Source organism: Hydrogenophaga soli (genome assembly GCF_054777695.1).
Window position 1 is genome coordinate 139,946 of the sequence record NZ_BAAHAK010000005.1, and the last position, 25,201, is coordinate 165,146.

The window sequence follows — 25,201 nt, forward strand, 5'->3', positions numbered from 1 at the left end:
TTCGTCAGTTGATCAAATGCCCATGCCGGGCAGCATCTGTGCCATGTGACCCATGTTGGTCTCGTGGACAGTCACCGCACCACGCAGGTGGCGTTTGTTCTTGGTGGTCTTCTTGGTCAGAATGTGACGTTTGAAGGCTTGGCCGCGTTTAACGGTGCCACCGGGACGAACGCGAAAGCGTTTCTTCGCGCTGCTCTTGGTCTTCATTTTGGGCATTGAATGCTCCTTTTAACGTTGTGCTCGTGAGGCGCCGCGAACCTGACGCGGACTTGCTGGCCCCGAGCCACTGATTGACAACCCGACATTGCGGGCTGCCTTGGTCAGGGCAACATACCCCCTGACCATTCGGAGCGGGTGACCTGCCCCACTCCAAATTCTGATCACGCCACGGTTGCCGCCACCGGCACATCCGTCGTTTTTGCAGCGACAGCACCCGGCTTCTTGCGCCCCGGGGCAATCATCATGATCATCTGCCGACCTTCAAGCTTGGGGAATTGCTCTACCAGAATGGTGTCGCCCAAGTCATCACGAATCCTCTGCAGCAAAGCCAAGCCCAACTCCTGGTGGGTGATTTCACGGCCACGAAACCGCAAGGTGATCTTGCACTTGTCACCATCCGCCAGAAAACGGCGGATGTTGCGCATCTTGATGTTGTAGTCACCGTCATCGGTACCAGGGCGAAATTTGATTTCCTTGATCTCGATGACCGTCTGCTTGGCCTTGGCTTCTGCAGCCTTCTTCTGCTCTTGGTACTTGAACTTGCCGTAGTCCATCAGCCGACACACCGGCGGATTGGCCGTGGCCGCGATTTCCACCAAATCAACATCCAGATCACCCGCCATCCGCAAGGCTTCTTGCAGACTCACGATGCCCAGAGGCTCGTTCTCTGGACCTGAGAGACGAACCTCGGGAGCCATGATTTCACGGTTCAGGCGGTGTTGTCGCTCTTCCCGCTGTCGGCGGTCACGAAAATTGGTAGCTATGGTGGTACTCGCTTCTGGTCAACTGATGAAAACTCGTGCGGAACCGCTGGATGGCTTCAGGCCTTATCCTGAATGTGTTCGACAACCAACCGCACAAAATCCTGCAGAGGCATAACCCCCAGGTCTTTGTTGCCACGGGCGCGAACGGCGACAGTCCCAGTTGCCTTTTCTTTGTCGCCTGCGACCAAGATGAAAGGCACCTTCTGCAACGAATGCTCCCGTATTTTATACGTGATCTTCTCGTTGCGCAGATCAGCCGCCACCCTAACACCTTGATTTCGCAGCGTTTTGACCACATCTTGGACGTAGTCCGACTGCGCATCCGTGATATTCAGCGCCGACACCTGCACTGGAGCCAACCACACAGGCAACGCACCCGCATGCTGCTCAATCAAAATGCCGATGAAACGCTCCAAACTGCCGACAATGGCCCGGTGCAGCATCACCGGTCGATGCCTTACGCCATCTTCACCCACGAACTCGGCATCAAGCCGCTCCGGCAAGTTGGGGTCCACCTGAATGGTGCCACACTGCCAGGGGCGACCCAACGCATCCTTGAGCGTGTACTCGATTTTGGGGCCATAGAAGGCCCCCTCACCCGGGAGGTACTCGAACTCACAACCAGACGCCCGCAGCCCCTCAGCCAGAGCAGCTTCGGCACGATCCCAGCTTTCCTCTGATCCGATTCGCTTTTCAGGCCGGGTTGAAAGCTTGTAGATGATGTTGGTGAAGCCGAAATCCCGGTACACCTTTTGAAGCAACGACGTGAAGGCCTTCACCTCAGACTGAATCTGGTCTTCGGTACAAAAAATATGCCCGTCATCCTGGGTGAAACCACGCACCCGCATGATGCCATGCAACCCACCTGTGGGCTCATTGCGGTGGCACTGGCCAAACTCTCCGTAACGCAGCGGCAAATCGCGATAGCTCTTGATGCCCTGCTTGAAAATGAGGATGTGCCCCGGACAGTTCATCGGCTTGAGCGCGTAATCCCGCTTTTCTGACTCGGTCGTGAACATGTTCTCACGGTACTTGTCCCAGTGACCCGTCTTTTCCCAAAGCGCCTTGTCCAGGATTTGAGGCCCCTTCACCTCCATGTAGCCATTCTCACGGTACACCCGGCGCATGTACTGCTCGACCTCTTGCCACACAGTCCATCCCTTGGGATGCCAGAACACCGTTCCGGGTGAGTGCTCATCCAGATGGAAGAGATCCAGCTCGCGCCCCAACTTTCTGTGGTCACGCTTTTCAGCCTCTTCAAGCATCGTCAGATACTGCTGCAAATCATCCTTGGTAGCCCAGGCTGTACCGTAGATTCGCTGCAGCATCTCATTGCGGTGATCCCCACGCCAATAGGCACCGGCCACCTTCATCAGCTTGAAATGCTTCAGCTTGCCTGTGCTGGGCACGTGGGGTCCACGGCACAAATCCTCGAACGCCCCCTCCCGGTACAGACTGACATCCTCACCAGAAGGAATGCTGGCAATGATCTCAGCCTTGTAGTGCTCCCCCAAGCCTTTGAAATACGCCACCGCCTCATCGCGAGGCAGTACTCGACGAACAACCGCCTCGTCTTTGTTGACCAACTCCACCATGCGCTTCTCAATGGCAACCAGATCGTCTGGCGTGAACGGGCGTTTATATGAAAAGTCATAATAAAAGCCATGCTCAATGACCGGACCAATGGTCACCTGAGCATCGGGAAACAGATCCTTGACTGCGTAGGCCAACAGGTGCGCCGTGGAGTGCCGAATCAACTCCAGGCCGTCTGAATCCTTGGCCGTGACAATGGCCAAACTGGCGTCTTGGTCGATGCGAAACGAGGCATCCACCAACTTGCCATTCACTCGCCCTCCGAGTGCAGCCTTGGCCAAACCAGCACCAATGGATGCGGCAACCTCGGCCACGGTGACAGCCTCAGGAAACTGGCGTTGCGAGCCATCGGGAAGCGTGATGTTCAACACAGAAAACTCCAGAAAACAAAAACGCGGCTCTGGGCCGCGCTGATTGGAAGAACGAGCAGGCGCGAACTGCAACCCTTACCGGGCAGTGCCAATCTCCAGGGTAGTTCGCGGTGTCATAACCAGATTGCCTTTCTCGCTCTTACAAAGTTCTATGCGCAGATTGTCCCACAAAGTCGCACCGCGCCACGCGAGTCATCAAAATACATAGCAGCGAATTCAATCAAACAAAGCGTAAACCGCCAAAAACACCAAAAGCCACCGCAAAGGGTGGCTTTCAGGTCTCCTCCCCCTCACAGATGGAAGGGGATTCAGATCAGTGGAATTGCTCTTCTTCTGTGGAACCGGTCAGGGCCTTCACGCTGGAGGAACCGCCTTGGATCACGGTGGTCACGTCGTCGAAGTAGCCAGCACCCACTTCTTGCTGGTGAGACACAAAGGTGTAACCCTTGTCGCGTGCAGCGAACTCGGGCTCTTGCACCATGTTGGTGTAGTGCTTCATGCCTTCGCCGCGAGCGTATGCGTGAGCAAACTGGAAGGTGTTGAACCAGTTGATGTGGATACCAGCCAGCGTGATGAACTGATACTTGTAACCCAGAGCCGACAGTTCCTCCTGGAACGAAGCAATCTGGCTGTCGGACAGGTTCTTCTTCCAGTTGAAAGAAGGTGAGCAGTTGTAGGACAGCAGCTTGCCAGGACAGGAAGCGTGCACGGCTTGGGCAAATTCACGAGCAAAGCCGATGTCGGGCACACCGGTCTCACACCACACCAAGTCGGCGTAAGGAGCGTAGGCCACTCCGCGGCTGATGGCTTGTTCCAGACCATTCTTCACGCGATAGAACCCTTCCTGGGTGCGCTCACCCGTCAGGAACGGTTTGTCATTGGCATCATGATCAGAAGTCAGCAAGTTGGCTGCCTCTGCGTCGGTACGAGCCAACACAATGGTGGACACCCCCATCACGTCGGCAGCAAAACGAGCAGCAATCAGCTTTTCGATGGCTTCTTGCGTGGGAACCAGCACCTTGCCACCCATGTGACCGCATTTCTTCACGGCGGCCAGCTGATCTTCGAAGTGAACGCCTGCGGCACCCGCTGCGATCATGTTCTTCATCAATTCAAAGGCATTGAGCACGCCGCCAAAACCGGCTTCCGCATCAGCCACGATGGGGAGGAAGTAATCCACAAAGCCTTCGTCGCCGGGGTTGATGCCACGGCTCCATTGGATTTCGTCGGCGCGCTTGAAGGTGTTGTTGATGCGACGAACCATGGTGGGCACCGAGTCGTACGCGTACAACGACTGGTCGGGGTACATGGTTTCCGAGGTGTTGCCGTCAGCGGCGACTTGCCAACCGGACAGGTACACAGCCTCCAGACCGGCCTTAGCCTGCTGCATGGCTTGGCCTGCGGTGATGGCGCCGAAGGCATTGACGTAGCCCTTCTTGGCGCCGCCGTTCACTTTGGCCCACAGCTTTTCTGCGCCGTTCTTGGCCAAGGTGTACTCAGGTTGCAGGCTGCCACGCAGGCGAACCACATCAGCAGCGGTATAACCGCGCTTCACAAGTTTCCAGCGGGGGTTCTCAGCCCAGTCTTTTTCGAGGGCAGCAATCTGTTGTTCGCGGGTCAGTTGGGTCATGGTCAAACACTCCTGAAGTTGAAAATTGACGTTCACAGCAGCGTGGCTGCATGGGCTCTACTTTAAGTCTTATAGAAGACCTTGCCGCATCTTCTATCTTATATAAGACATAAGATTTATCAAAGAAAAATCAAAGACTTGGCACGTTATTTTCTCAATGCAAAATCAAGATCGTATAGAGAAATAAAGAGAACCCACTTGCCCTCTGCAAAATTTCACTATGTGGCAAACATCCGCCGATATGAAAAATGAACACTGACACTTCAAAATGGGTGGCCTACGGCTCCCTGGCGCTCAGCATGTCTCTGGTTGGCAGCTACGTTGCGCTCTCAAAGCCGCTCTTGGCGACCTTTCCGGTTTTTTTGCTGGCACTGCTTCGCTTCGGCATTGGCGCCATCGCGATGGCGTCATGGATGAAAAAACCTGCACATGAACGTCCCCTGCCCTCATCCACACGATGGCTGCTCTTTCTTGAAGCGTTTTTTGGCAACTTTCTGTTCTCGGTTTGCATGCTCTTCGGCATGCGTCACACCACCGCCGTTGCAGCAGGCATCATCATGTCGGCCATTCCTGCAGTGGTCGCCGCATTGAGCTGGCTGTGGCTGAAGGAGCGCATCAGCTGGAGGAGTTGGTCCGGCATTGCCTGTGCCGCTGTCGGCGTGGCGCTCTATTCCGCCACCAAACACCCCCAGCCCTCCGACGAACTCAGTCCATTGGATGCGCATTCCACATGGTTGGGCAATCTTTTGATCCTCGGTGCGGTGGTCTGCGAGGCCACCTATGCGGTGATCGGAAAGAAACTGACTGGAAGCCTGAGTGCCAAGCGGATCTCAGCCATCATCAATCTCTGGGGACTGTTGATGGTCTTGCCCGCTGGACTCTGGGCAGCACGTGAGTTTGCCTTTGTGTCAGTGACCCCTGGTGTCTGGACCTTGCTTGCGTTCTACGGTCTGGCCGCCAGCATGTGGACGGTTTGGCTTTGGATGACAGGATTGAAGTCGGTCGACGCCAGCCAAGCAGGGATCTTCACCGTCATGTTGCCCATCAGCTCAGCCCTGACGGGTGTCCTGGCGCTCGGGGAAGAACTCTCAATGGGTCAAATCGTGGCGTTCTCCATTGCGCTGGCAGGCGTCACGATCTCCACGCTCCCCACCGACAAGCCGAAACCAGCGCAACACTGACGCCCAATCAAGCGCACCACAGGCCCGACGGCTGGGTGATCCCCATCCAAAGGGCCCAACCAGAGGTGGCAACCAAGGCCAAACCCGCTAGCCGGATTCCCCAATCGCCAGAACGGCCTCGGCCACTGAGACGCAACAGCAACCAAGGCCCCACTGTGAGCGACAGCGAAGTGCCCAAAGCGAATGCACTCATGATCACGGCCCCGTCCACCACGTCCGCAGACAAAGAGGCGACAAGCAACGCCGAATACAACAGCCCGCAGGGCATCAACGCCCAACCAAATCCCAACACAACGGGGGCACGGTGCCCCAACTGCATGAGCGTCGGCTTCACATGGCGCCAAACCGTTTGAGCCAGACCATCAATCCACACGGGCTGACGCCCCAGCCACAACAGCACCCCTCCGAGCACAAAGGCGGCAACATGCAAGCTCGTCCAAACCGGACGCAGCACCGCGGTGTTTGAGCCAAACCATGCAAGCCCTTGCACCGTTCCGGCGGCCATTGCCCCCATGAACGCATAGCCAAATGTTCGGCTGATTTGAAAGAGCAGCAGGGACGCAGTCGAATGAGGCCCCGCCAAACGAGAGATCCCCGCACATGCTGCACCACACATGGCCACGCAATGGGGACCCCCAACCAATCCCATGGCCAAGGCTGAAATCAACATGGAAGCCTGCATGGCGCGACTGTACCGGACGGGGGACTCCCGTGATGGGAGAGAGGACGTTCAGATGATCTTGGAAAAGCGAGCCCGGTCTTGATCAACTTGGATGTAGCGATCAAAGGTCATGGCAATGGCTCGAACGAGGTACCACCCAGAAGCAGTCACCTCGATGCCACTGTCATCCACGTTGACCAACCCATGCGAAGCCAAGTCAGCCAGTTTTTCCAACTCTCGAGCAAAGTACGACTTGAAGTCAATCAGGTGACCCAACTCAATGGACTCAAACTGAACCCGACCTTGACACATCAAGGCCATGATCACGGACCGCCTGACCAGGTCATCGCGAGAAACCGCGAGACCTCTCACGATGGGCAAGCGCCCTTGATCCAGGGCATCGTAGTACTCGTCCAAAGTTTTGGCATTCTGGCTGTATGTCGCACCAATACGCCCAATGGCCGACACCCCCAAGGCAATCAAATCACAATCTGGCTGCGTGCTGTAACCTTGAAAGTTTCGATGCAACCGTCCCTGCCGCTTTGCAACCGCAAGAGCGTCATCCGGCAGGGCAAAGTGATCCATCCCCACATAGACATAACCACTCTCGGAGAAAGCGTCTAGCGATGCCGACAGCATGGACAGCTTGTCAGCTGCACTGGGCAATTCGGCCGAGACGATGCGCCGTTGTGGTTTGAAACGAGTCGGCAAATGTGCGTATGCATACAGTGCGATTCGATCCGGACGCAACTGGTTGACCTGGGCCAAGGTCCTTGCAAACGACTCGGGGGTCTGCATGGGCAGCCCATAGATCAAATCCACGTTCAGTGATTCGAATCCAATGTCCCGCGCAGCTTCAGCCAAAGCAAACACCTGTTCGGCAGGTTGAACCCTGTGAACAGCTTTCTGCACGGCCGGGTCAAAGTCCTGGACGCCAAAACTCAGTCGATTGAACCCTAGCGCATGCAAATGCCGCAAGCGTTCCACGGTGACCGTACGGGGGTCCACCTCAATGGAGTACTCCCCCCCCGGAACAAACCCAAAGCTGCGCCTCAACATGGCCATCAGATCGGCCAGCTCTGCATCACTCAAGAACGTGGGGGTCCCTCCGCCGAGATGCAACTGGGATACGCTGTGCCCTTTGCCGAAGTGGGACACATGCAAGTCAACCTCGCGGGACAGGTAGCGAATGTACTCGGCTGCCTTGTCATGGTGCTTGGTGATGACCTTGTTGCAAGCGCAGTAGTAGCACACCGACTCGCAAAAAGGAATGTGAACATAGATCGACAAAGGGAGCGCCATGGACCCAGCCCGCCTCTGCTCAAGCGCCTGAATGTAATCTGTCTCAGTGAACGCCTCTACAAAACGATCTGCCGTAGGGTATGACGTGTACCTGGGACCAGGCACATCGAAGCGCTTCAACAATTGTTCAGAAATGACATGAGTCACGTGTATCTCCAACTGCCTCAAATGTGCCAGCTGTGACAGCAAGCTCACTTGACGTGCATCAATGCACTGCAGCGAAGACAACCCTTACGCAAACCTTATCTGCCAGTTTTGTCCGGTCATGACACTGTGCGACACCGTTTCACGGTACGATGCCACCCAGTGACTTGATGTACGCTTGACCTGAATCAAGGCTCTCCATGGATCTAAACACAATCAAAGTTGCCTGTTCAAGCTGTAATTTGCGTGAACTGTGCCTGCCAATGGGGCTAAACCCCGAAGAACTCGACAAGCTGGACTCGGTCATTTCGGCCCGCCGCCGAATCAAACGAGGCACCGCACTGTTCAATGCCGGTGACAAGTTCACTTCTTTGTACGCGGTCAGGTCTGGTTTCTTCAAGACCTGCATCACCACGGCGGATGGCCGCGACCAAGTCACCGGCTTCCAAATGACGGGAGAAATCATTGGAATGGATGGAATCGTCAGTGATCACCACTCCTGTGACGCCATTGCCCTGGAGGACGCTGAGGTTTGCGTCATGCCCTTTGACCAAGTGGAGCAACTTTCCCGCGAGTTCACCACACTTCAACACCATGTTCACAAGATCATGAGCCGTGAGATTGTGCGCGATCACAGCGTGATGCTTCTGCTGGGCAGCATGCGAGCTGAAGAGCGGTTGGCAGCCTTTTTATTGAACTTGGTGCAGCGCTTGCATGCCCGTGGATTCTCCCAGTCTGAACTGGTGCTGCGAATGACACGGGAAGAAATTGGAAGCTATCTGGGCATGAAGCTTGAAACCGTGAGTCGGACCTTTTCCAAGTTTGTGGAAGAAGGCATCATTGAAGTCAAGCAGCGCTACGTTCACATCAAGAACACCAATGCCCTGCGCCAAATTGTGAATCCCCCAAGCAGCAACTGTCGATGACGCACAGAGTGAGCCTTCTTGTGTAAGGAGTCTCCGCGGAGGCTTTATGCCCCCTCGCATCGCGGCCCCTTGCTGCAAGCGTCGGGCCTGTCATCCACAGGCACCGGGCACCGATTCACCTCAAATGGAGACTGCGCCAGCAGTGTGGTCAGACTGCTTGAAACAAACGTGAGTGTCCAAAACACAAAAAAACTCACTGTGTAGACCGCCGACCTTGACCAGCCCAACTCAGATTGGCCCCAATGCAAGTCACCGGGGTCAACAAAGGCAAAAACTGCCATTTCCAGCACCCCTGCCATCAAAAATGCAGGCCATGCAATCCACATCAGTCGTTGGGCGAGCATCGTCGTCTCCTTCATGCCGCCCCACGGCGGCTTAATTGTTTGGTTTCACTTTGGGCACGACCGGAGAAGCTGCGTGGTTCCGGGCTTGCTGAGCTGGCTGCAACTTCACCAACTCGTCATCGGAAACCTTGCCATCCGTTCCTGCCTTGGTGAGAGCTTCCCGCTGAATTTGATTTTTGTCAATCACTGGGTCAGGGGCACTCATGGCGATGTAGGCGGTGGCCAGTGCCGCCACAACCACGACAGCAGGGCCACCAATCACCATCCACACGTAGGGCTCTCGCCACCAAGTGCTTGTGGGAAGTGGCGTGGAACCTGAAGCAGCTTGTGCAGATGTAGAACTCATGGCAACCCAAAAAAATACAGGGGAAACAGCCCGCAACCGAGGGTATTTTGACTCAATGCAGGCATCTACAAACAAAAAGGGGGCTAAGCCCCCTTTTTGTTCAAAACTCCGACATGTGCAAACTCAGTTGGCACCTTTTGCCGACTTGCTCAACACATAGGCGGCCAACACATGAATTTGAGCTTCGTTCAGCAACCGACTTTGTGAAGGCATGGCATTGTTCCAGCCTTCGTTGATGGCCTTGGTCACCACCTCGGCTCCCCAGCCATGCAACCAGATGTTGTCGGTCAGGTTGGGGGCACCCAAAGCTTGGTTGCCTTTGCCGTCTGCGCCGTGGCAAGCCGCACAAGCCGCGAACTTGTCCTTGCCCAGAGCAGCCTTGACAGGATCGTGCGGGCTGTTGGACAGACTCAACACATACTGCGTCAGGTTGGCCACGTCCTCGGGGGCGCCCACAGCGGCGGCCATAGGGGGCATCACACCATTGCGACCGTTTGTGATCGTTTCCTTGACGGCCTCAGGGGTGCCACCATACAGCCAATCATTGTCGGTCAGGTTGGGCGCCGCCAGGGTTTGGCTGCCGCGTGCATCCGAAGCGTGACACTGCGCACAGTAGTTCATGAACAGGCGCTCACCCACGGCCATGGCCTTGGGATCAGCAGCCAATGCCACGACGTCTTTTTTGACAAAGTCTTCGTACACAGGCGCGATGTTCCCTGCGACTTTCTTCACTTCAGCAGCATGCTGCCCTTGAGAAGACCAGCCCAGTTGCCCCTTGAAAGAGCCAAACATGGGGTACATCGCGCCGTAGACCAGCCCGAAGACCACCGTGATGACGAACAGGTACACCCACCATTTGGGAAGGGGGTTGTTCATCTCGCGCAAATCACCATCCCACACATGACCGGTGGTGTTGTCGGCCGTGGCGGCCACCTTGGTGGTCCCCGAAATCCACAGCAACACGGCGCAAGCCAAGATGCTGACGATAACGGCAACGGCCACATACATCGACCAGAAGTTGCTTACAAAGTCGCTCATGATGTTTCTTTCTATAGCTCTGGCGAATCAGTCTTCGTTGAAAGGCAGCTGAGCTGCCTCGTCAAAACTCGACTTGTTCCGCTTGGACCACGCCCAAGCCACGATCCCGATGAAGGTCAGCAAGCTGACCACGGTCATCGCACTGCGCATGTCATTGATGTCCATGGAGCACCTTTCGAGTTGGTTACTTGACTGCCGTACCCAGGTTCTGGAGGTAAGCGATGACGGCTTCGAGTTCGGTCTTGCCCTTCACCTCTTCGGTGGCTTTGGCGATTTCCTCGTCGGTGTAAGGCACCCCCAACTTGCGCAGCGTCTTCATCTTCGCGGGCAGTGAAGCGGCATCGGCTTGTCGCTTGCCCAGCCACGGATAGGCTGGCATGTTCGACTCCGGCACCACATCGCGAGGATTGTTCAGGTGGATGCGATGCCACTCGTCGCTGTAACGGCCACCCACGCGGTGCAGGTCAGGACCGGTGCGCTTGGAGCCCCACTGGAACGGGTGGTCGTAGACGAACTCACCGGCCAGAGAGTAGTGCCCATAACGAAGCGTTTCAGCTTGGAAGGGACGAACCATCTGGGAGTGGCAGTTGTAGCAGCCCTCACGGATGTACACATCACGCCCAGCCAATTGCAGCGCTGAATAAGGCTTGAGACCTTCAACAGGCTGAGTGGTCGACTTCTGGAAGAACAGAGGAACAATCTCCACCAGACCGCCCACCGAAATGACCAGAACGATCAGGAGAATCATCAAAAAGTTGCTGGTTTCGATCCGCTCGTGGGTGAAACCCTTGATTTCGTGGTTTTGAGCCATGTTGGTTCTCCTCAGGCGTGGCTTGCAACAGCGGGGATGCGGACGTCAGCGACCTGACCCTTGACAGCGGTCATGATCGTGTTCCACAGCATCAGCAGCATGCCGCCCAGGTACAGCAGACCACCCAACAAACGAATCACGTAGAAGGGGAAGGTGGCCTTCACAGACTCAACAAAGGTGTAGGTCAGGCTGCCGTCGGGGTTGACCGAGCGCCACATCAGACCTTGCATCACACCGGCAATCCACATTGCGGCGATGTACAGCACGATGCCGATGGTGGCCACCCAGAAGTGCAGTTCCACGGCCTTGACGCTGTGCATTTGCTTTTGACCGAACAGACGCGGAATCAGGTAGTACATGGAGCCGACGGAAATCAGACCCACCCAACCCAGGGCGCCGGAGTGCACGTGACCCACGGTCCAGTCGGTGTAGTGAGACAGTGCGTTGACGGTCTTGATGGACATCATCGGACCTTCGAACGTGGACATGCCGTAGAACGACAGCGACACGATCAGGAAGCGCAGGATGGGGTCGTCACGCAGCTTGTGCCATGCGCCGGACAGGGTCATGATGCCGTTGATCATGCCGCCCCAGCTGGGAGCCAGCAGGATCAGGGAGAACACCATGCCCACGGACTGCGTCCAGTCAGGCAGCGCGGTGTAGTGCAGGTGGTGAGGACCCGCCCACATGTAGGTGAAGATCAGCGCCCAGAAGTGGACGATGGACAGGCGATAGGAGTAGACCGGGCGGCCTGCTTGCTTGGGAATGAAGTAGTACATCATGCCCAGGAAGCCGGCAGTCAGGAAGAAGCCCACGGCATTGTGGCCGTACCACCATTGCACCATGGCATCCTGAACACCTGCGTAGGCAGAGTAGCTCTTGGTCAGGCTGACAGGCAGTTCAGCGCTGTTGACCAGGTGCAGCACGGCCACGGCCAGGATCATGGCGCCATAGAACCAGTTGCCCACATAAATGTGGCGGACCTTGCGGATGCCGATGGTCCCGAAGAACACGATGGCATACGCCACCCACACCACGGTGATGAGGATGTCAATGGGCCACTCCAGCTCGGCGTACTCCTTGCCGGTGGTGAAACCCGCGGGCAGGCTCAGGGCTGCCAACAGGATGACCAGTTGCCAGGCCCAAAAGGTGAAGGCGGCCAAGCCGTCAGAGATCAGACGTGTCTGGCAGGTCCGCTGGACAACGTAGTAGCTGGTGCCGAACAGGGCACAGCCACCAAAGGCAAAGATCACTGCATTGGTGTGCAGGGGGCGCAAACGCCCGTAAGTCAAGAACTCAATCCCGAGGTTCAGCTCGGGCCAGGTGAGCTGGGCGGCAATGATCACCCCCACCAGCATCCCGACCACACCCCACACCACAGTCATGACGGCGAACTGGCGTACAACGGTGTCGTTGTACGCCGTCGCCTGACTGGCCTTCGTTATCACAGACATACGGAACTCCTCTTAAAAGTCGTGGGGCGAAGTGTCATTGGACACTAGGGTTTCTACCTTGACTTAAGTCAATCGCCCCGAAGAATACGGCCACCTTCACGGTCGATGTTGTCGAGCTGGCCCGACTCCAAAGCCCACCAAAAAATGACGATGATGGCCAACACGATCACCACCGACAACGGTATCAAAAGATATAGCACTTCCATGGTGTCACTCCGCCCCTGAATCGGGTGAAAAAACAGAAGGTGAAGCGTTCAGCCTGAGTGCATTCCCAATCACCCAGAACGAACTCACCGCCATGCCCAGGCCTGCGGCCCAGGGAGGCATGTATCCCGCCAACGCCAGTGGCACGCTGATCGCGTTGTAGGCGGCGGCCCACGCCAAATTCTGACGCACCACACGCATGGTCAGGCGCGCCTGTATCAAGGCCTGAGGCACCTCCAGCAGCCGCCCGGATTGGATCACGAAGTCGGATTGCGCCTGAGCCAACGGCGCTGCATTGCCCAGCGCAAAAGACGTGTCGGCACGGGCGAGAACAGGCCCATCGTTCAGGCCATCACCCACCATGGCCACGCGGTGTCCCGACGCCTGCAACGCAGCCAACTCGGTGAGCTTGGCCTCTGGATTCGCTTCGGACACCACCCGGTCTACCCCCACCCCCTGGGCGATGCGCTGGGCAGCCTGGGGCTTGTCCCCCGACAACAGCCAGGTTTGAATGCCCGCTTCCTTCAAAGCCTTCACGGTGGCCGCAGCGTCGTCCCGCAGCCCTTCGTCCAAAACGAAGGTGGCCAACCACCCGGATGCATCGGCCAGATGCACTTGCGGACCGGAGGACTGGGCACGGTGCGCCTCAGTCACCCCGGCAAATGCCGCCGACCCCAATTTCAGGGGGCCATGCACGGCACTCACCCCGGCCATCCCCTGCCCTGCCAGTTCCTCCACATGGGTCAACGCGGCGCAGCTCAAACCCTGGTCGGAAGCCGCTGCGGCAATGGCCTTGGATGCCGGGTGCAGCGACACCGAAGCCAAACCGCCCGCCAATTGCAGCACCTGATCGGCCGTCCAGCCGTCCCGCACCGTCACCTGGGACAGCTGGACCCGGTCGTGGGTCAGGGTGCCTGTCTTGTCGAAAATCACCGTGTCGATGCCCGCCAGGGCCTCAAAGGCCTGCAGCCGTCGAACCAGCACACCGCGGCGCGCCAAAGCCCCGGCTGAGGCCAACATGGCGGCAGGCGTGGCCAGAGACAAGGCACAGGGGCAGGTCACGATCAACACCGCCACCGCCACCGCCAACGCCCGGGAGTGGTCCACGCGCCACCAGAAAAACGCCGCCACCAGGGCCGACAACAGCACCAGCACCAAAAATGGGGCCGCGATCTTGTCTGCCAGGATGGCCAGCCGAGGTTTGTCGGTGGACGCCTTTTCCATCAGGGCCACGATCTGGGCAAAGCGGGTGTCGCGGCCCAGCTTGTCGATGCGAACCTCCACAGGCCCCGACAGGTTGAAGCTGCCGGCAATCACCGCCTCTCCCTGCACCTTGGCGATGGCGTCGGACTCCCCCGTCAACAACGCCTCGTCCACCTGCGCGCGGGCGCTCAGCAGCGTGCCATCCCCCGGAAATGCCTGACCCGCCTGCACACGCACGGTGTCCCCCACCACCAGGCGACGGACCGAGACGGACTCGTAAGCCCCATCCCCGCGCAAGCGGTCACACACCTCGGGCAGCCGGTTCATCAGGTCGTCCAACGCGCCTGCCGTGCGGTCACGGGCCTTGAACTCCAGGTAGCGCCCCCCCATGAGGAAGAACACGAACATGGTGAGTGAGTCGAACCACACCTCATGGCCCCAAGGCCCGCCCCGGTCAAAGGTGGCCAGCGTGCTGGCGACAAACGTGACCAAAATGCCGATGGACACCGGTGTGTCCATGCCCACGCGGCCCTTCTTCAGGTCGCGCCAGGCACCCGCAAAAAACGAACCGCTGGCAAACAGGATGACCGGCAGGCTCAGGATCCAGCTGGCCCAACGCAGAAGCTGCTCGATGTCGGGAGGAATGTCCCCAGGTTCGGTGATGTACGCAGGCCATGCGTACATCATGACCTGCATCATGCAAATGCCGGCCACAAACAAGCGCCACAACACGCGGCGGCCTTCGGCAAGACGCTGCGTCACGCTGAGCGCCTCGCGCATGGGCAGCAAGCGGTAGCCGGTATCGCCCACGGCCCGGGCCAGCACCGAAACCTGTGTGGCCGCGGGGTCCCATTGCACCGTGAGGCGACGGGTGGCCGCGTGCACCTCGGCCTTGATCACCCCAGGAAGGTCGCACAGGGCACCCTCCACGGTGTCGGCACACGCGGCGCAGTACATGCCCTGGACCATCAACACCGACGATGCGGTGCGCCGTCCATCGGCATCGGTGTAAGTGGTGAACTCGGATTGCTCGCCTGGGTCGTCGAGCACAGAAAAGTCATCGGAGACCTCCAAGGGGCCCTTGGGTCGATCCACGGTGAACAGATCGGCAGCCGTGGCGCTCTGTCGAGCCCCCGCGCCAGCCCAGGTATCCCCCGATGGGGGCGCGGTCTCAGCTTGATTCATTGCGGCGAGAGTATGTCAGCAGGTGGTTGGATCGGTTGACATACGTCAACCCCCCAAACGAGGTTTGAAGTAGCCTAACTGCACGACGGTTCCGCACAGGAGAAACCCTCTTGAAAAGGCGTCTTTTCCCGTGCCGAATCCCCCAAAACTCAATCAGGAGATTTCACATGTACAAGCGCATCATGGTGGCCACTGACGGCTCTGAACTGTCCGAAAAAGCCGTTGAGCACGGGTTGATGTTGGCCGACTTGACCGGCGCGGAAGTGGTGGCCGTCAAAGTGGTGCCGCGTTACCCGCAAACCTACTTCGAAGGCGGTGTGGCCCTGGGCGCGGACGAGATCGCCAAGATCGAAAAGCAGTGGAACGACGAAGCCATGGAGGCCGTCAACGCCGTCAAGGCCAAAGGGCAGCTGCAAAGCGTCAAGGTCAAGGCCACCACCGTGAAGTCCGACCTGATTGCCGAGGCCCTGATTGCCGCGGCCAAACGCCACAAATGCGACCTGATCGTGATGGCCTCCCACGGGCGTCGGGGACTCAAGCGACTGCTGCTGGGCAGCGAAACCCAGCAAGTGCTGACGCACTCCCACATTCCCGTGCTGGTTTTGAGGTAAAAAATAGGCTCTACCGCTTTATTCATAAGCGGTAGCAGCTATTAAATCAGGACCTGGCTACCGCCCGGTTCCCGGATTCAACCGGGCACAAAAGACGCCTTGTGCTGGTCCCTCAGCAGGTTCTTTTGCACCTTGCCCATGGTGTTGCGGGGCAGTTCAGGCACCACCACGCACTTCTTGGGGATTTTGAAGTTGGCCAACGTGGCCTTGAGCTGGGCCAGCACCGCATCGGGGTCCACCGTGGCACCTGAACGCACCGTGAGCACCGCCACCCCCACCTCGCCAAAGTCGGGGTGCGGCACCCCCACCACCGCACTCTCGGCCACCCCCGGCAACTCGTTGATGTAGCCCTCGATCTCCGCCGGGTACACGTTGTACCCGCCGCTGATGATGAGGTCCTTGCTGCGGCCCACGATGGTCACGTAGCCTTGGGCGTCCACGCGCCCCACATCACCGGTCTTGAACCAGCCGTCGGCCGTGAATTCTTCGGCTGTTTTTTCGGGCATGCGCCAGTAGCCCTTGAACACATTGGGCCCCCGCACCTGGATGCCGCCGATGTCCCCCACCTCGACCGGCTCGCCGTGGTCACCCACCACGCGCAGCCCCACGCCGGGCAACGGAAAGCCCACCGTGCCGCCCTTGCGCAAGGTCAGCGCCTGCCCCTGGGCGTCCAGGTGCCGCACATCGCCCTGGCAGGGGTTGGAGGTGAGCATGATGGTTTCGGACATGCCATACCGCTCCAGGATGGTGTGCCCCGTGCGGGTCTGCCATTCCTTGAAGGTCTCCAACAGCAGCGGCGCCGAGCCACTGATGAACAACCGCATGTGGCCGCACACCGCCTGGGTGAGTGACGGCTCGGCCAGCATGCGGGTGTACAGCGTGGGCACACCCATGAACACGGTGGCGCGCGGCAACCGCTCAATGACGGCCTTGGGGTCGAACTTGTTGAGCCACAACATGGGGCTGCCATTGAGCAAGGCCGCGTGGATGGCCACAAACAGCCCATGGACGTGAAAGATGGGCAAGGCGTGCAACAGCACATCCCCGCCTTGGGCGGGCGTGCGCCATCCCCAATAGGTCTTGAGCACCTCGGCATTGCTCAGCAGGTTGCCGTGGGTCAGCATGGCCCCTTTGCTGCGCCCGGTGGTCCCGCTGGTGTAGAGGATGGCCGCCAGGTCATCCGGCCCACGCACTGCGGGCTCTTGGGTCTTGGCGTGGTGGGCCGCACGCTCCAGCAGGCTGCCCGTGCGCTGGTCTGACAACGTGAACACGTTCTGGGTGCCCGCGCGGAATGCAATCTGGCTGACCCAGCCGAAGTTGCCCGGGGTGCACACCACCACCGCCGGCTCGGCATTGCCCACGAAGTACTCGATCTCTGCCGACTGATAGGCCGTGTTGAGGGGCAGGAACACGTGCCCGGCACGCAGGGTGGCCAAGTACAACATCATGGCCTCGACCGACTTCTCCACCTGCACCGCCACCCGGCTTTGCGGGGGCAGGTTCAACGAGGTGAGCAGGTTGGCCATCATGGCGCTGGCCTCGTCCAGGTCGCGCCAGCTGTAACGCAGGCCAGAGTCGGTTTCAACGGCCCAGGTGTCCAGGTCGGCAGGGAATTGAGCGCGCAGTGCAGCAAACAGGTTCATGGGTGACTCGTGGAGAGAACGGAGGTCAGAAACAGCACATCAAAACTGGGGGGAACGCTTGGCCAGGAAGGCGGCAATCCCCTCCTGGTGTTCGGCATGGTCGGCATAGGTGTAGGCCTGCGCCGCCAGGGCATCCACGGGCACGCCACGCCCCAGGTCGCGCAAGGTGCGCTTGTTCAAGCGGGCGGCCAAGGGGCTGAGAGAGGCCATTTGCGTGGTCCACGCCTGGGCGGTGTCGAACACCTCGGCGTCGGGCACCAGGCGGTTCAGGAAGCCGCGTTGCCACAGGGTGCGGGCATCCAGCACCGCAGCGGCCAGCAACATTTCACGCGCGGTGGCCAAGCCGACGGCACCGGCCACCAGTTGCGCCTCCCTCGGGGCCATGGGGAAACCCAGCTTGGCGATGGGGGCGCCAAAACGGCTGCTTTCCCCCGCCACACGGAGGTCGCAACAACTGGCGATTTCGACCCCGGCCCCCATGCAATTGCCCTGGATGGCCGCCACCACGGGCACGTCGCACTGCAGGATGGCATCCAAAGCCCCCCACACCTCGTCTTCGTGAAAACGGGTGAGTGCTTCCTCGTCATGGCGAAACCCAGGGTACTCGGCGATGTCACCACCGGCGCAGAAATGCCCCCCCTGCCCCCGGATCACCACGCTGCGCAAGCCCTCCTCCGCAGCCAGCGACACGAACACAGAGCGCAACTCGCGCCACATGGCACGGGACATGGCGTTGAACTTGCCCTCGTGCACCAGCACCACCGTGGCCAAAGACCCCTCACGAACACACTCGACACGACCTGACATGAACAGTTGACTTTCTGATGTGGAACCTCAATCGAGCTTGGCCCCGGATGCTTTCACCACAGCGGCCCATTTGCGCAACTCCGCCTTGATGAACCCCTCGAACTGAGCCCCGATGAGGTTGGGAAACTCGGCCCCCTGATTGGCCCAGACCTGTCTGGCCTCGTCGGTTTGACAGGCCCGACGGATCTCTTCCACCGCCTTGGTCTGGGCATCCACCGGGGTGCCTTTGGGCGCCCAGACACCGTACCAAGTGGCCACGGTGTAGTCTGGCAAGCCCAGTTCGGCCGAGCAGGGCACGTCAGGAAAGGCCGGACTGCGTTTGGAACCCGACACCATCAGAGCCTTGATCCGACCGCCTTTGATGTGCGCGGCTGATGAGCCCAAGCCATCGAACATCATGTCCACATTGCCGGCCATGAGGTCTTGCAATGCCGGACCCGCTCCTCGGTAGGGGATGTGGGTGATGAACGTCTTGGTTTGCAGCTTGAACAGTTCCCCGGCCAGGTGATGTGACGTTCCACCCCCTGCTGAACCGTAGTTCAGCTTGCCGGGGTTCCTGTGAACATGGTCCAGAAACGCCTTGAAATCCATGTTGGGCAGGTTCTTGGGGTTGACCACCAGCACCTGCGGCACGCTGGCCACCTGGATCAACGGCACCAGGTCACGCTCCAGGTCGTAATCGAGCCGCGGGTACATGGCCGGGGCAATGGTGTGGTGCACTGCGCCCATGAACAACGTGTACCCGTCGGCAGGGGCCTTGGCGGCAATCCCCGCCCCCAGAGTACCCCCGGCCCCACCACGGTTGTCGATGACCAGCGTCTTGCCCACCAGCCGGGAGAATTGAGCCGAGAGGGGGCGTGCAAATGCATCCGTCCCGCCACCGGCGGGGAAGGGCACGATCAGGGTCACCGGCTTGGCGGGCCATGCAGGCTGCGCCCCCGAGGGCAGCACCACCGTCCCACTGCCCAATGCGGCCAACGCCTGGAGGCACTGCCGCCGGGACCAATGCCCATCGGCCCCCACACTGGGTGCAACAGGGAGGGAATGAGGGGTCAGGAAGGTGCGTGCGGTCATGCCATGGGCCTCCGGTCGGTGAGAGCTGCACACCTTAGCGTGCCCCCACCGCCACACACCACCCCTGAAAACCCCAGATCAACGTCGCCGACCGAACCCCCACCACAACACAGCCCCGCCCAGGATCATGGGCACGCACAACCACTGCCCCATGCTCATGCCCAGAGCCAACAAGCCCAGATGGGCGTCGGGCTCGCGGAAATACTCGGCCGTGAAACGAAGCACGCCGTATCCGAACAAAAACGCCGACGCCACCTGCCCTTGGGCGCGCTCGCGCCGGGCGTACACCCACAGCACCACGAACAGCAGCAACCCTTCCAGCAAGAACTGGTAGACCTGGGACGGATGGCGCGGCATGTCGCCCGCCCCGCGGAACACCATGCCCCACGGGAGCGACGGGTCGGCCACCCGGCCCCACAACTCGCCGTTGATGAAGTTGCCCACCCGCCCAGCGGCCAAGCCCGTGGGTACGCAGGGGGCCACAAAATCCATCACCTGCAAAAACGGGCGCTGGCGCGAACGGGCAAACCACACCATGGCCGCCATCACCCCCAACATGCCCCCGTGAAAGCTCATGCCCCCCTGCCAAACGGCAAACACCTCCAGCGGGTGGGTGGCGTAGTACAGGGGCTTGTAAAACAGGCAGTACCCCAGGCGCCCGCCCAGCACCACGCCCATCACGCCCAGAAACAGGATGTCTTCCACATCCCGGCGAAACCACTGCCCCTGCTGCACCAGGCGGTCAAACGGGGGGTGCCCCAGTCGGCGCAGGCCCAGCCACATGAACAGACCAAAGGCGGCCAGGTAGGTCAGCCCATACCAATGGACGGCCACCGGGCCGATTTGCAAGGCAACGGGATCAATCTGCGGGTGCATCAGCATGCGCATCTCCAGGGGGAATGAAGGGGGCGGAGTTTCGCAGACTCCGCTCATCGGCCTGTGACAGATGGCCTGACGCCCGCACAAGTTCCAACACATCGGGTCGGTGGGTGGCGGTGACCTTCAGGCTCATGTCCCGGCGGAACCGGGCAATGCGGGCATGGTCACCGCTGAGCAGCACCGACGGCACCGGCAGCGATTGCCCCTCGTGTGTCCACACCTCGGGGCGGGTGTAGTGGGGACAGTCCAGCAAGCCATCCAACGCCGGGTTGAAGCTGTCCTGCTGGTGGCTGCCCTGGTCGTTCAGCACGCCGGGCTGCAAGCGCGCCACGGCGTCCAGCAAGGCAATGGCGGCAATCTCACCGCCCGACAACACAAAGTCGCCCAGGCTGATCTGCTGGTCCACACACTGGTCGATGAAGCGCTGGTCAATGCCCTCGTACCGACCGCAGATCAACACCCCGCCCTGCCCTTCGGCCCAGCGCTGCACGCCGTCGTGCTTGAGCGTCTGGCCAATGGGCGAAAACAGCACCACGGGGGCTTGGGCATCGGGGGCTTCGGCCCGGGCTTCGCGCACGGCCCTCAGGCAGCGGGACAGCGGCTCCGCCATCATCACCATGCCAGGCCCGCCGCCAAACGGACGGTCGTCCACACGGCGGTAGTTGCCATCGGCAAAATCGCGCAGGTTCCACAACACCACCTGCACCAACCCGGTGTCGAACGCGCGGCGGTTGATGCCCTGCGTCAGGAACGGCCCGAACAGCTCCGGGAACAACGTGATGACGTCAAAACGCATGGGCGGCAACCTTGGGTCGAGAGCGGAATCAGTAATCGGGCTGCCAGTCCACGGTGATGCGGCGCGCCACCTTGTCCACCCCGTCCACGTAGGCCGACACGAACGGAATCAGGCGTTCGGCGGGTTTGTCGTCGTGGGTGTAACCCACCACCAGCACGGACGTGGGACCGGTGGCCAGCAAATCGGTGACAGCCCCCAGTTCAACGCCCTCGCGGTTGACCACGGTCAGCCCCACCAGGTCCACCCAGTAGAACTCGTCCGGGTCGGCGGACTCGGGGAAGGCGCTGCGCGGCACCCAGATGCGTGCGCCACGCAAGGCTTCGGACGCATTGCGGTCGGCCACACCCGCCAAACGGGCCACCAGGGTGTCGGCGTGGGGTTTGATTTCGTCCACCGCCACCCGCACCGTGCCGGAAAAGGCCTTGAAGTTGCGGTCGTGCGGCGGCACTGGGGTTTGCAACCACCATTGTTCGGCGGACAGCAAGGCTTCAGGATCGGTGCTGTACGGGTGGACTTTGATCCAGCCCTTGATGCCCCAGGCATCGCCCAAGCGGCCCAGTTCCACCGCGTCCTCGGGCAGAGGCTCTTGCGTCCAGGTGTCAATCGTCATGGCTCATCCCCAACAAAAAAGCGATGTGCCCCTCGCTTTGGACGAGTGGGCACATCGCTTGGTGCATGGTGTCTGGCGCCGATGCGCCAGAATCCATCCAGAAAAATCAGGCAGCGGCCTTGGCGGCGTCAACCTTGATCAGGCGGGCCACGGTGTCGGAAGGCTTGGCGCCGACGCCCAGCCAGTAGGTCAGGCGGTCAGCGGCAATGCGCAGAGACTCTTCGCCACCCTTGGCAATGGGGTTGTAGAAACCGATGCGCTCGATGAAACGGCCATCGCGGCGGTCACGCTTGTCGGCGACCACAACGCTGTAGAACGGACGGGCTTTGGCACCGCCGCGGGAGAGTCGAATGACGACCATGTTGAATCCTTCGGTGAGTGGGCCGCTGCCAAAAGGGTGAGCGAGGCGGCCCGAGCGATGTTTCGCCATCGTTTGAGACACCGACTGACCACCCGGTCAGCGAAACGCGGCAAAGCCCGCAATTATAGCCATGCGCAACAGGATGCCCGCACGACTGACAGCCAGCGCTTGGCATGAGAATATGCGCATCCAAATGTTCATTTGTCCACAGCCATGACCGCCCCCACGACCAGCGTCATTGTGCGCCCCAGTGTCGACGCCGACATCCCGGCCATCACCCGAATCTATGCCCACCACGTGATGCACGGGACGGGCACCTTTGAGACCAGCGCGCCGTCCGAAGACGACATGCGCACCCGCCGCGCCGACGTGCTGGGCAAAAACCTGCCCTGGCTGGTCATCGAACAGGCCGGGCACGTCATGGGATTTGCCTATGGCAACTGGTTCAAGCCCCGCCCAGCCTACCGATTCTCGGTGGAAGACTCCATCTACATGGCCCCCAACGCCGCAGGCAAGGGCCTGGGCAAGCAGTTGCTGACCGAATTGTTGGCGCAATTGGAACGCCGCGGCATCCGCAAGGTGATGGCCGTGATTGGCGACTCGGCCAACGCGGGCTCCATTGGCGTGCACCGATCCCTGGGCTTCACGCAGGTGGGGGTGGTGAGCTCGTGCGGCTGGAAGTTTGGGCGCTGGCTGGACATCGTGATGATGGAAAAACCCCTGGGCGCTGGCGACTCCACCCCACCCGAAGGCGCGGCATGACGCGCCACAAGACGGTGGCCGCCGCCCTGGCGCTGGTGGGCGGTTGCCTGGGCCTGCATCGGTTTTACCTTCACGGCCTGCGCGACACCGTGGGCTGGCTGTTCCCGCTGCCGTCGCTGCTGGGCCTGTGGGGCGTGATGCGGGTGCGTGCACTGGGTCAGGACGACCCGCTGTCCTGGGTGCTGATTCCGCTGCTGGGGGCCACCCTGGCGGTGGGCGGGCTGTTTGCCGTGGTCTATGCCCTCACGCCCAAGGAAAAGTGGAACACCCGCCACAACCCGGGCTCCCCGCCCGACCACCCCGCGGGATGGACCACCCCGCTGACCATCGCCGTGCTGATCGCCGCCATGCTGGGCGGCACCATCGCCTTCATGAGCACCCTGGCGTTCAGCTTCCAGCGGTATTTCGAGCACCAAGTGGCGCAGGCCCGCACCATCAGCCAACCCGTCAGCCCGTGATCCAACCTGCAATGAGCATGACGGCGCTGAGCGTGACCAAGGCCAGCAGGGTGGACAGGCCAATGCCCGCCGTCACCAGCGCGTGCGCCACGTTGTAGCGCTGAGAGAACAAAAACACGTTGGCCCCCACGGGCAAGGCGGCGGCCACCACCATCACCACCCAGGGCAGGCCCTGGATGCCGCTGAACCAGGCCACACCGCCCACCAACAGCGGCAGCGCCACGTTTTTGCACAGGCTGATGAGCAGGGCATCCCGCCAGTGCGCCCCTAGCGGGCTGCGGGCCAATGTCACGCCCACCAGCACCAGCGACAGCGGCCCGAACGCATTGCCCAGCAAGGCCAAGGGCTTGTCAACCACGGCGGGCAAAGCCCAACCCGTCTGCGCAAACAGCAGCCCCGCCATGATGGGCAGCGGGATGGGGTGCAGCACCGCGCCTCGCAAGGCCCGCCCGGCCGCCCGCAGCAGCGGCGGCAACCGCCCCACCCCTGGGTGTGTCGGCGCACCACGTTCGCGGGCCACCGCCAGCTCCAGCACCACGGTGGAGACGGTCAGCAGGATGAGCGCATGCACGGCCACCAGCGTGAGCAGCGTCACCAGCCCCGCCTTGCCGTAGGCCAGCTCCACCAGGGTGATGCCGATCATCACCATGTTGGAAAAAATGCCGCCCAGCGCCATCACCACGCCCCGCGCGTGAAAACCGAACACGCCCACCAACACACCAAACAGCCCCAGCGCCGCCGGAAAGTAGGCGGCAATGGGGCGCAGGTCCAACTGCTCCACGTGCACCGCGCTCATGGTGCGAAACAGCAAGGCCGGGATCAGCAGCATGAAGGTCAGGTTGGACAGGTCGGTGACCGCCGCCTGCCGCACCCAGCCCGTTCGCCCCGCCAGCACACCTGCGCCGATCAGCAAAAACACCGGGGCCAGGGCGGCCCACACGGGTTGCGCGGCCTGCCAGTTCATGGAACCTGCACGCCGTCAGTGAGGCGGTAGAACAGTCCTTGCGGGTCGTCCTCCAGCACCTGCAAACGCCCTTCCACCACCACACCCTCCATGCTGTAGCGCACGGCACGGCGGGTCTTGACCTCCACCATGCTTTCCGGCCCGCCCGGGGTGCAGAAGGCGCAGGTCAGTGGCACTGACGACAGCAAGAAGTGCGACTGCTTCTCCCCCGGGGCCAGCGGTGTCATGAAACCCTGCACCCTCACCGTGGTGCCGTGCAGGGCACGCACATTGGCCGGAAAGTCGGGGAGCAGGCGCTTGCCGACTTTCTTCAGGCTCACCTGGGTGAGCGTGGACCACGGCACCACGTCGTCACGCACGGGCAACACGGCAAAGGGGCTGTTGGGGCTGTGCACCCCGGGTCCGCTGCCCGCCATGGCCCCCGGCGGCAGCGGGGACGACAGCATGGGCTGCGGCACGGGGGCCGACGGGGATGCGGCGGGCGCTCCCGCAGCGGTGGCAGACGCCTTGGGCTTGGCCGGGGTCTGCGCCAGCGCCCCCCCAGCGGCGCACCCCAGCAGCGCGGCGCACAGCAGCCCGCTGCCCAACGCCCATGGCCTTGGGCGAGGCTCAAACACCGCGTCAGTGCACATGTTTCATGCCGCAGTACTTGCCGATGCCCAGCCCCTTGCAGGCAGCTTGAAGCTCACCCAGGCATTGGTTTTCGTCCTTGCCGGCCTCCAGGCAACGGGCAGCGGCCTCGTGCGCGGCGGCCATGGCCTTGTGGCGGGTCACGTCTTCGGCCCGCTCCTTGTCGGAGTGGGTGCTGGCGGCGAATGCGCCAGAGCCCACCATGCCCCCGACGGCCAGCAGCACCGCAG

At 60.7% G+C, this 25,201-nt stretch carries 29 protein-coding genes; 5 read left to right on the forward strand and 24 right to left on the reverse strand.

Going from position 1 to position 25,201, the window contains the following annotated elements:
• Positions 1–12: 12 nt before the first annotated feature.
• The 4 genes from rpmI to aceA form a co-directional block, all read right to left on the reverse strand.
• Positions 13–216, reverse strand: coding sequence for a 50S ribosomal protein L35 (gene rpmI / locus ACYVB7_RS10800; RefSeq protein ID WP_066151481.1), 204 nt, complete (start codon positions 214–216; stop codon positions 13–15).
• A 164-nt stretch (positions 217–380) separates the two neighbouring features.
• On the reverse strand, positions 381–983 hold the full coding sequence (infC, locus tag ACYVB7_RS10805; RefSeq protein ID WP_460507766.1) for a translation initiation factor IF-3: 603 nt from the start codon (positions 981–983) through the stop codon (positions 381–383).
• 56 nt (positions 984–1,039) lie between these two features.
• The gene (gene thrS / locus ACYVB7_RS10810) at positions 1,040–2,947 is read right to left on the reverse strand and encodes a threonine--tRNA ligase (protein WP_460507319.1); all 1,908 of its coding nucleotides are present in this window, start codon (positions 2,945–2,947) and stop codon (positions 1,040–1,042) included.
• Between the two features lie 313 nt (positions 2,948–3,260).
• Positions 3,261–4,577, reverse strand: a complete 1,317-nt coding sequence (gene aceA / locus ACYVB7_RS10815) for an isocitrate lyase (protein ID WP_460507321.1) — start codon at positions 4,575–4,577, stop codon at positions 3,261–3,263.
• 248 nt (positions 4,578–4,825) lie between these two features.
• Here aceA and ACYVB7_RS10820 point away from each other — a divergent pair, with 248 nt between their 5' ends.
• Positions 4,826–5,758, forward strand: coding sequence for a DMT family transporter (locus ACYVB7_RS10820; protein ID WP_460507324.1), 933 nt, complete (start codon positions 4,826–4,828; stop codon positions 5,756–5,758).
• Between the two features lie 7 nt (positions 5,759–5,765).
• On the opposite strand, the gene ACYVB7_RS10825 is transcribed toward ACYVB7_RS10820, so the two are convergent.
• Both ACYVB7_RS10825 and hemN read right to left on the reverse strand, forming a co-directional pair.
• Positions 5,766–6,440 (reverse strand): sulfite exporter TauE/SafE family protein, encoded by a 675-nt coding sequence (locus ACYVB7_RS10825; RefSeq protein ID WP_460507326.1) that lies wholly within the window; start codon positions 6,438–6,440, stop codon positions 5,766–5,768.
• Positions 6,441–6,488: 48 nt separating this feature from the next.
• Entirely contained in the window at positions 6,489–7,868 is a 1,380-nt protein-coding gene (gene hemN / locus ACYVB7_RS10830; RefSeq protein ID WP_460507328.1) for an oxygen-independent coproporphyrinogen III oxidase, read from the reverse strand.
• Between the two features lie 197 nt (positions 7,869–8,065).
• Here hemN and fnr point away from each other — a divergent pair, with 197 nt between their 5' ends.
• Positions 8,066–8,791 (forward strand): fumarate/nitrate reduction transcriptional regulator Fnr, encoded by a 726-nt coding sequence (gene fnr, locus ACYVB7_RS10835; RefSeq protein ID WP_460507330.1) that lies wholly within the window; start codon positions 8,066–8,068, stop codon positions 8,789–8,791.
• Between the two features lie 44 nt (positions 8,792–8,835).
• Here fnr and ACYVB7_RS10840 read toward each other — a convergent pair whose 3' ends face one another.
• The 8 genes from ACYVB7_RS10840 to ACYVB7_RS10875 form a co-directional block, all read right to left on the reverse strand.
• Positions 8,836–9,135 (reverse strand): hypothetical protein, encoded by a 300-nt coding sequence (locus ACYVB7_RS10840; RefSeq protein ID WP_460507333.1) that lies wholly within the window; start codon positions 9,133–9,135, stop codon positions 8,836–8,838.
• A gap of 31 nt (positions 9,136–9,166) precedes the next feature.
• Complete coding sequence (locus tag ACYVB7_RS10845) at positions 9,167–9,400, reverse strand: hypothetical protein (RefSeq protein ID WP_460507769.1); 234 nt, start codon at positions 9,398–9,400, stop codon at positions 9,167–9,169.
• Positions 9,401–9,604: 204 nt separating this feature from the next.
• Entirely contained in the window at positions 9,605–10,519 is a 915-nt protein-coding gene (gene ccoP / locus ACYVB7_RS10850) for a cytochrome c family protein (RefSeq protein WP_460507335.1), read from the reverse strand.
• A 27-nt stretch (positions 10,520–10,546) separates the two neighbouring features.
• Complete coding sequence (locus ACYVB7_RS10855) at positions 10,547–10,684, reverse strand: cbb3-type cytochrome oxidase subunit 3 (protein ID WP_460507337.1); 138 nt, start codon at positions 10,682–10,684, stop codon at positions 10,547–10,549.
• Positions 10,685–10,703: 19 nt separating this feature from the next.
• Positions 10,704–11,330 carry a cbb3-type cytochrome c oxidase subunit II gene (ccoO, locus tag ACYVB7_RS10860; RefSeq protein WP_460507339.1) on the reverse strand — a complete coding sequence of 209 codons (627 nt, stop codon included), beginning with the start codon at positions 11,328–11,330 and terminating at the stop codon, positions 10,704–10,706.
• Positions 11,331–11,341: 11 nt separating this feature from the next.
• Positions 11,342–12,784, reverse strand: a complete 1,443-nt coding sequence (gene ccoN / locus ACYVB7_RS10865; protein ID WP_460507342.1) for a cbb3-type cytochrome c oxidase subunit I — start codon at positions 12,782–12,784, stop codon at positions 11,342–11,344.
• 68 nt (positions 12,785–12,852) lie between these two features.
• Positions 12,853–12,990 (reverse strand): cbb3-type cytochrome oxidase assembly protein CcoS, encoded by a 138-nt coding sequence (ccoS, locus tag ACYVB7_RS10870; RefSeq protein ID WP_460507345.1) that lies wholly within the window; start codon positions 12,988–12,990, stop codon positions 12,853–12,855.
• A gap of 4 nt (positions 12,991–12,994) precedes the next feature.
• Positions 12,995–15,376, reverse strand: a complete 2,382-nt coding sequence (locus ACYVB7_RS10875) for a heavy metal translocating P-type ATPase (RefSeq protein WP_460507347.1) — start codon at positions 15,374–15,376, stop codon at positions 12,995–12,997.
• A gap of 167 nt (positions 15,377–15,543) precedes the next feature.
• On the opposite strand from ACYVB7_RS10875, the gene ACYVB7_RS10880 reads away from it, so the two are divergent.
• Complete coding sequence (locus ACYVB7_RS10880; protein ID WP_460507349.1) at positions 15,544–15,987, forward strand: universal stress protein; 444 nt, start codon at positions 15,544–15,546, stop codon at positions 15,985–15,987.
• 77 nt (positions 15,988–16,064) lie between these two features.
• Here the strand turns inward: ACYVB7_RS10880 and ACYVB7_RS10885 are convergent, their stop codons facing one another.
• The 7 genes from ACYVB7_RS10885 to rpsP form a co-directional block, all read right to left on the reverse strand.
• Positions 16,065–17,630: a malonate--CoA ligase gene (locus ACYVB7_RS10885; protein ID WP_460507351.1), complete on the reverse strand. Its 1,566-nt coding sequence runs from the start codon at positions 17,628–17,630 to the stop codon at positions 16,065–16,067.
• Between the two features lie 39 nt (positions 17,631–17,669).
• On the reverse strand, positions 17,670–18,437 hold the full coding sequence (locus tag ACYVB7_RS10890; RefSeq protein WP_460507354.1) for an enoyl-CoA hydratase/isomerase family protein: 768 nt from the start codon (positions 18,435–18,437) through the stop codon (positions 17,670–17,672).
• A gap of 27 nt (positions 18,438–18,464) precedes the next feature.
• Entirely contained in the window at positions 18,465–19,511 is a 1,047-nt protein-coding gene (locus tag ACYVB7_RS10895) for a Bug family tripartite tricarboxylate transporter substrate binding protein (RefSeq protein ID WP_460507356.1), read from the reverse strand.
• 78 nt (positions 19,512–19,589) lie between these two features.
• Positions 19,590–20,393 (reverse strand): prolipoprotein diacylglyceryl transferase, encoded by an 804-nt coding sequence (lgt, locus tag ACYVB7_RS10900; RefSeq protein ID WP_460507358.1) that lies wholly within the window; start codon positions 20,391–20,393, stop codon positions 19,590–19,592.
• Positions 20,371–21,186: a tRNA (guanine(37)-N(1))-methyltransferase gene (gene trmD / locus ACYVB7_RS10905; protein WP_460507360.1), complete on the reverse strand. Its 816-nt coding sequence runs from the start codon at positions 21,184–21,186 to the stop codon at positions 20,371–20,373. Before trmD ends, lgt begins: the two co-directional genes overlap by 23 nt.
• A gap of 28 nt (positions 21,187–21,214) precedes the next feature.
• Positions 21,215–21,796, reverse strand: coding sequence for a ribosome maturation factor RimM (gene rimM, locus ACYVB7_RS10910; protein ID WP_460507363.1), 582 nt, complete (start codon positions 21,794–21,796; stop codon positions 21,215–21,217).
• A 106-nt stretch (positions 21,797–21,902) separates the two neighbouring features.
• Positions 21,903–22,157, reverse strand: a complete 255-nt coding sequence (gene rpsP, locus ACYVB7_RS10915; protein ID WP_460507365.1) for a small ribosomal subunit protein bS16 — start codon at positions 22,155–22,157, stop codon at positions 21,903–21,905.
• A 213-nt stretch (positions 22,158–22,370) separates the two neighbouring features.
• Here rpsP and ACYVB7_RS10920 point away from each other — a divergent pair, with 213 nt between their 5' ends.
• Complete coding sequence (locus ACYVB7_RS10920) at positions 22,371–22,919, forward strand: GNAT family N-acetyltransferase (RefSeq protein WP_460507366.1); 549 nt, start codon at positions 22,371–22,373, stop codon at positions 22,917–22,919.
• Positions 22,916–23,377 carry a TM2 domain-containing protein gene (locus ACYVB7_RS10925; protein ID WP_460507368.1) on the forward strand — a complete coding sequence of 154 codons (462 nt, stop codon included), beginning with the start codon at positions 22,916–22,918 and terminating at the stop codon, positions 23,375–23,377. The genes ACYVB7_RS10920 and ACYVB7_RS10925 overlap by 4 nt, the downstream gene beginning before the upstream one ends.
• Here the strand turns inward: ACYVB7_RS10925 and ACYVB7_RS10930 are convergent.
• Genes ACYVB7_RS10930 through ACYVB7_RS10940 form a run of 3 tightly spaced genes read right to left on the reverse strand, consistent with a single transcriptional unit; the run spans position 23,367 to position 25,175 of the window.
• The gene (locus tag ACYVB7_RS10930; protein WP_460507370.1) at positions 23,367–24,341 is read right to left on the reverse strand and encodes an AEC family transporter; all 975 of its coding nucleotides are present in this window, start codon (positions 24,339–24,341) and stop codon (positions 23,367–23,369) included. The genes ACYVB7_RS10925 and ACYVB7_RS10930 overlap by 11 nt on opposite strands.
• Positions 24,338–24,973, reverse strand: coding sequence for a DUF3299 domain-containing protein (locus tag ACYVB7_RS10935; RefSeq protein WP_460507373.1), 636 nt, complete (start codon positions 24,971–24,973; stop codon positions 24,338–24,340). The genes ACYVB7_RS10930 and ACYVB7_RS10935 overlap by 4 nt, the downstream gene beginning before the upstream one ends.
• A complete protein-coding gene (locus ACYVB7_RS10940) occupies positions 24,963–25,175 on the reverse strand; it encodes a hypothetical protein (protein ID WP_460507772.1) in 213 nt (70 codons plus the stop codon). Before ACYVB7_RS10940 ends, ACYVB7_RS10935 begins: the two co-directional genes overlap by 11 nt.
• Positions 25,176–25,201 lie beyond the last annotated feature (26 nt).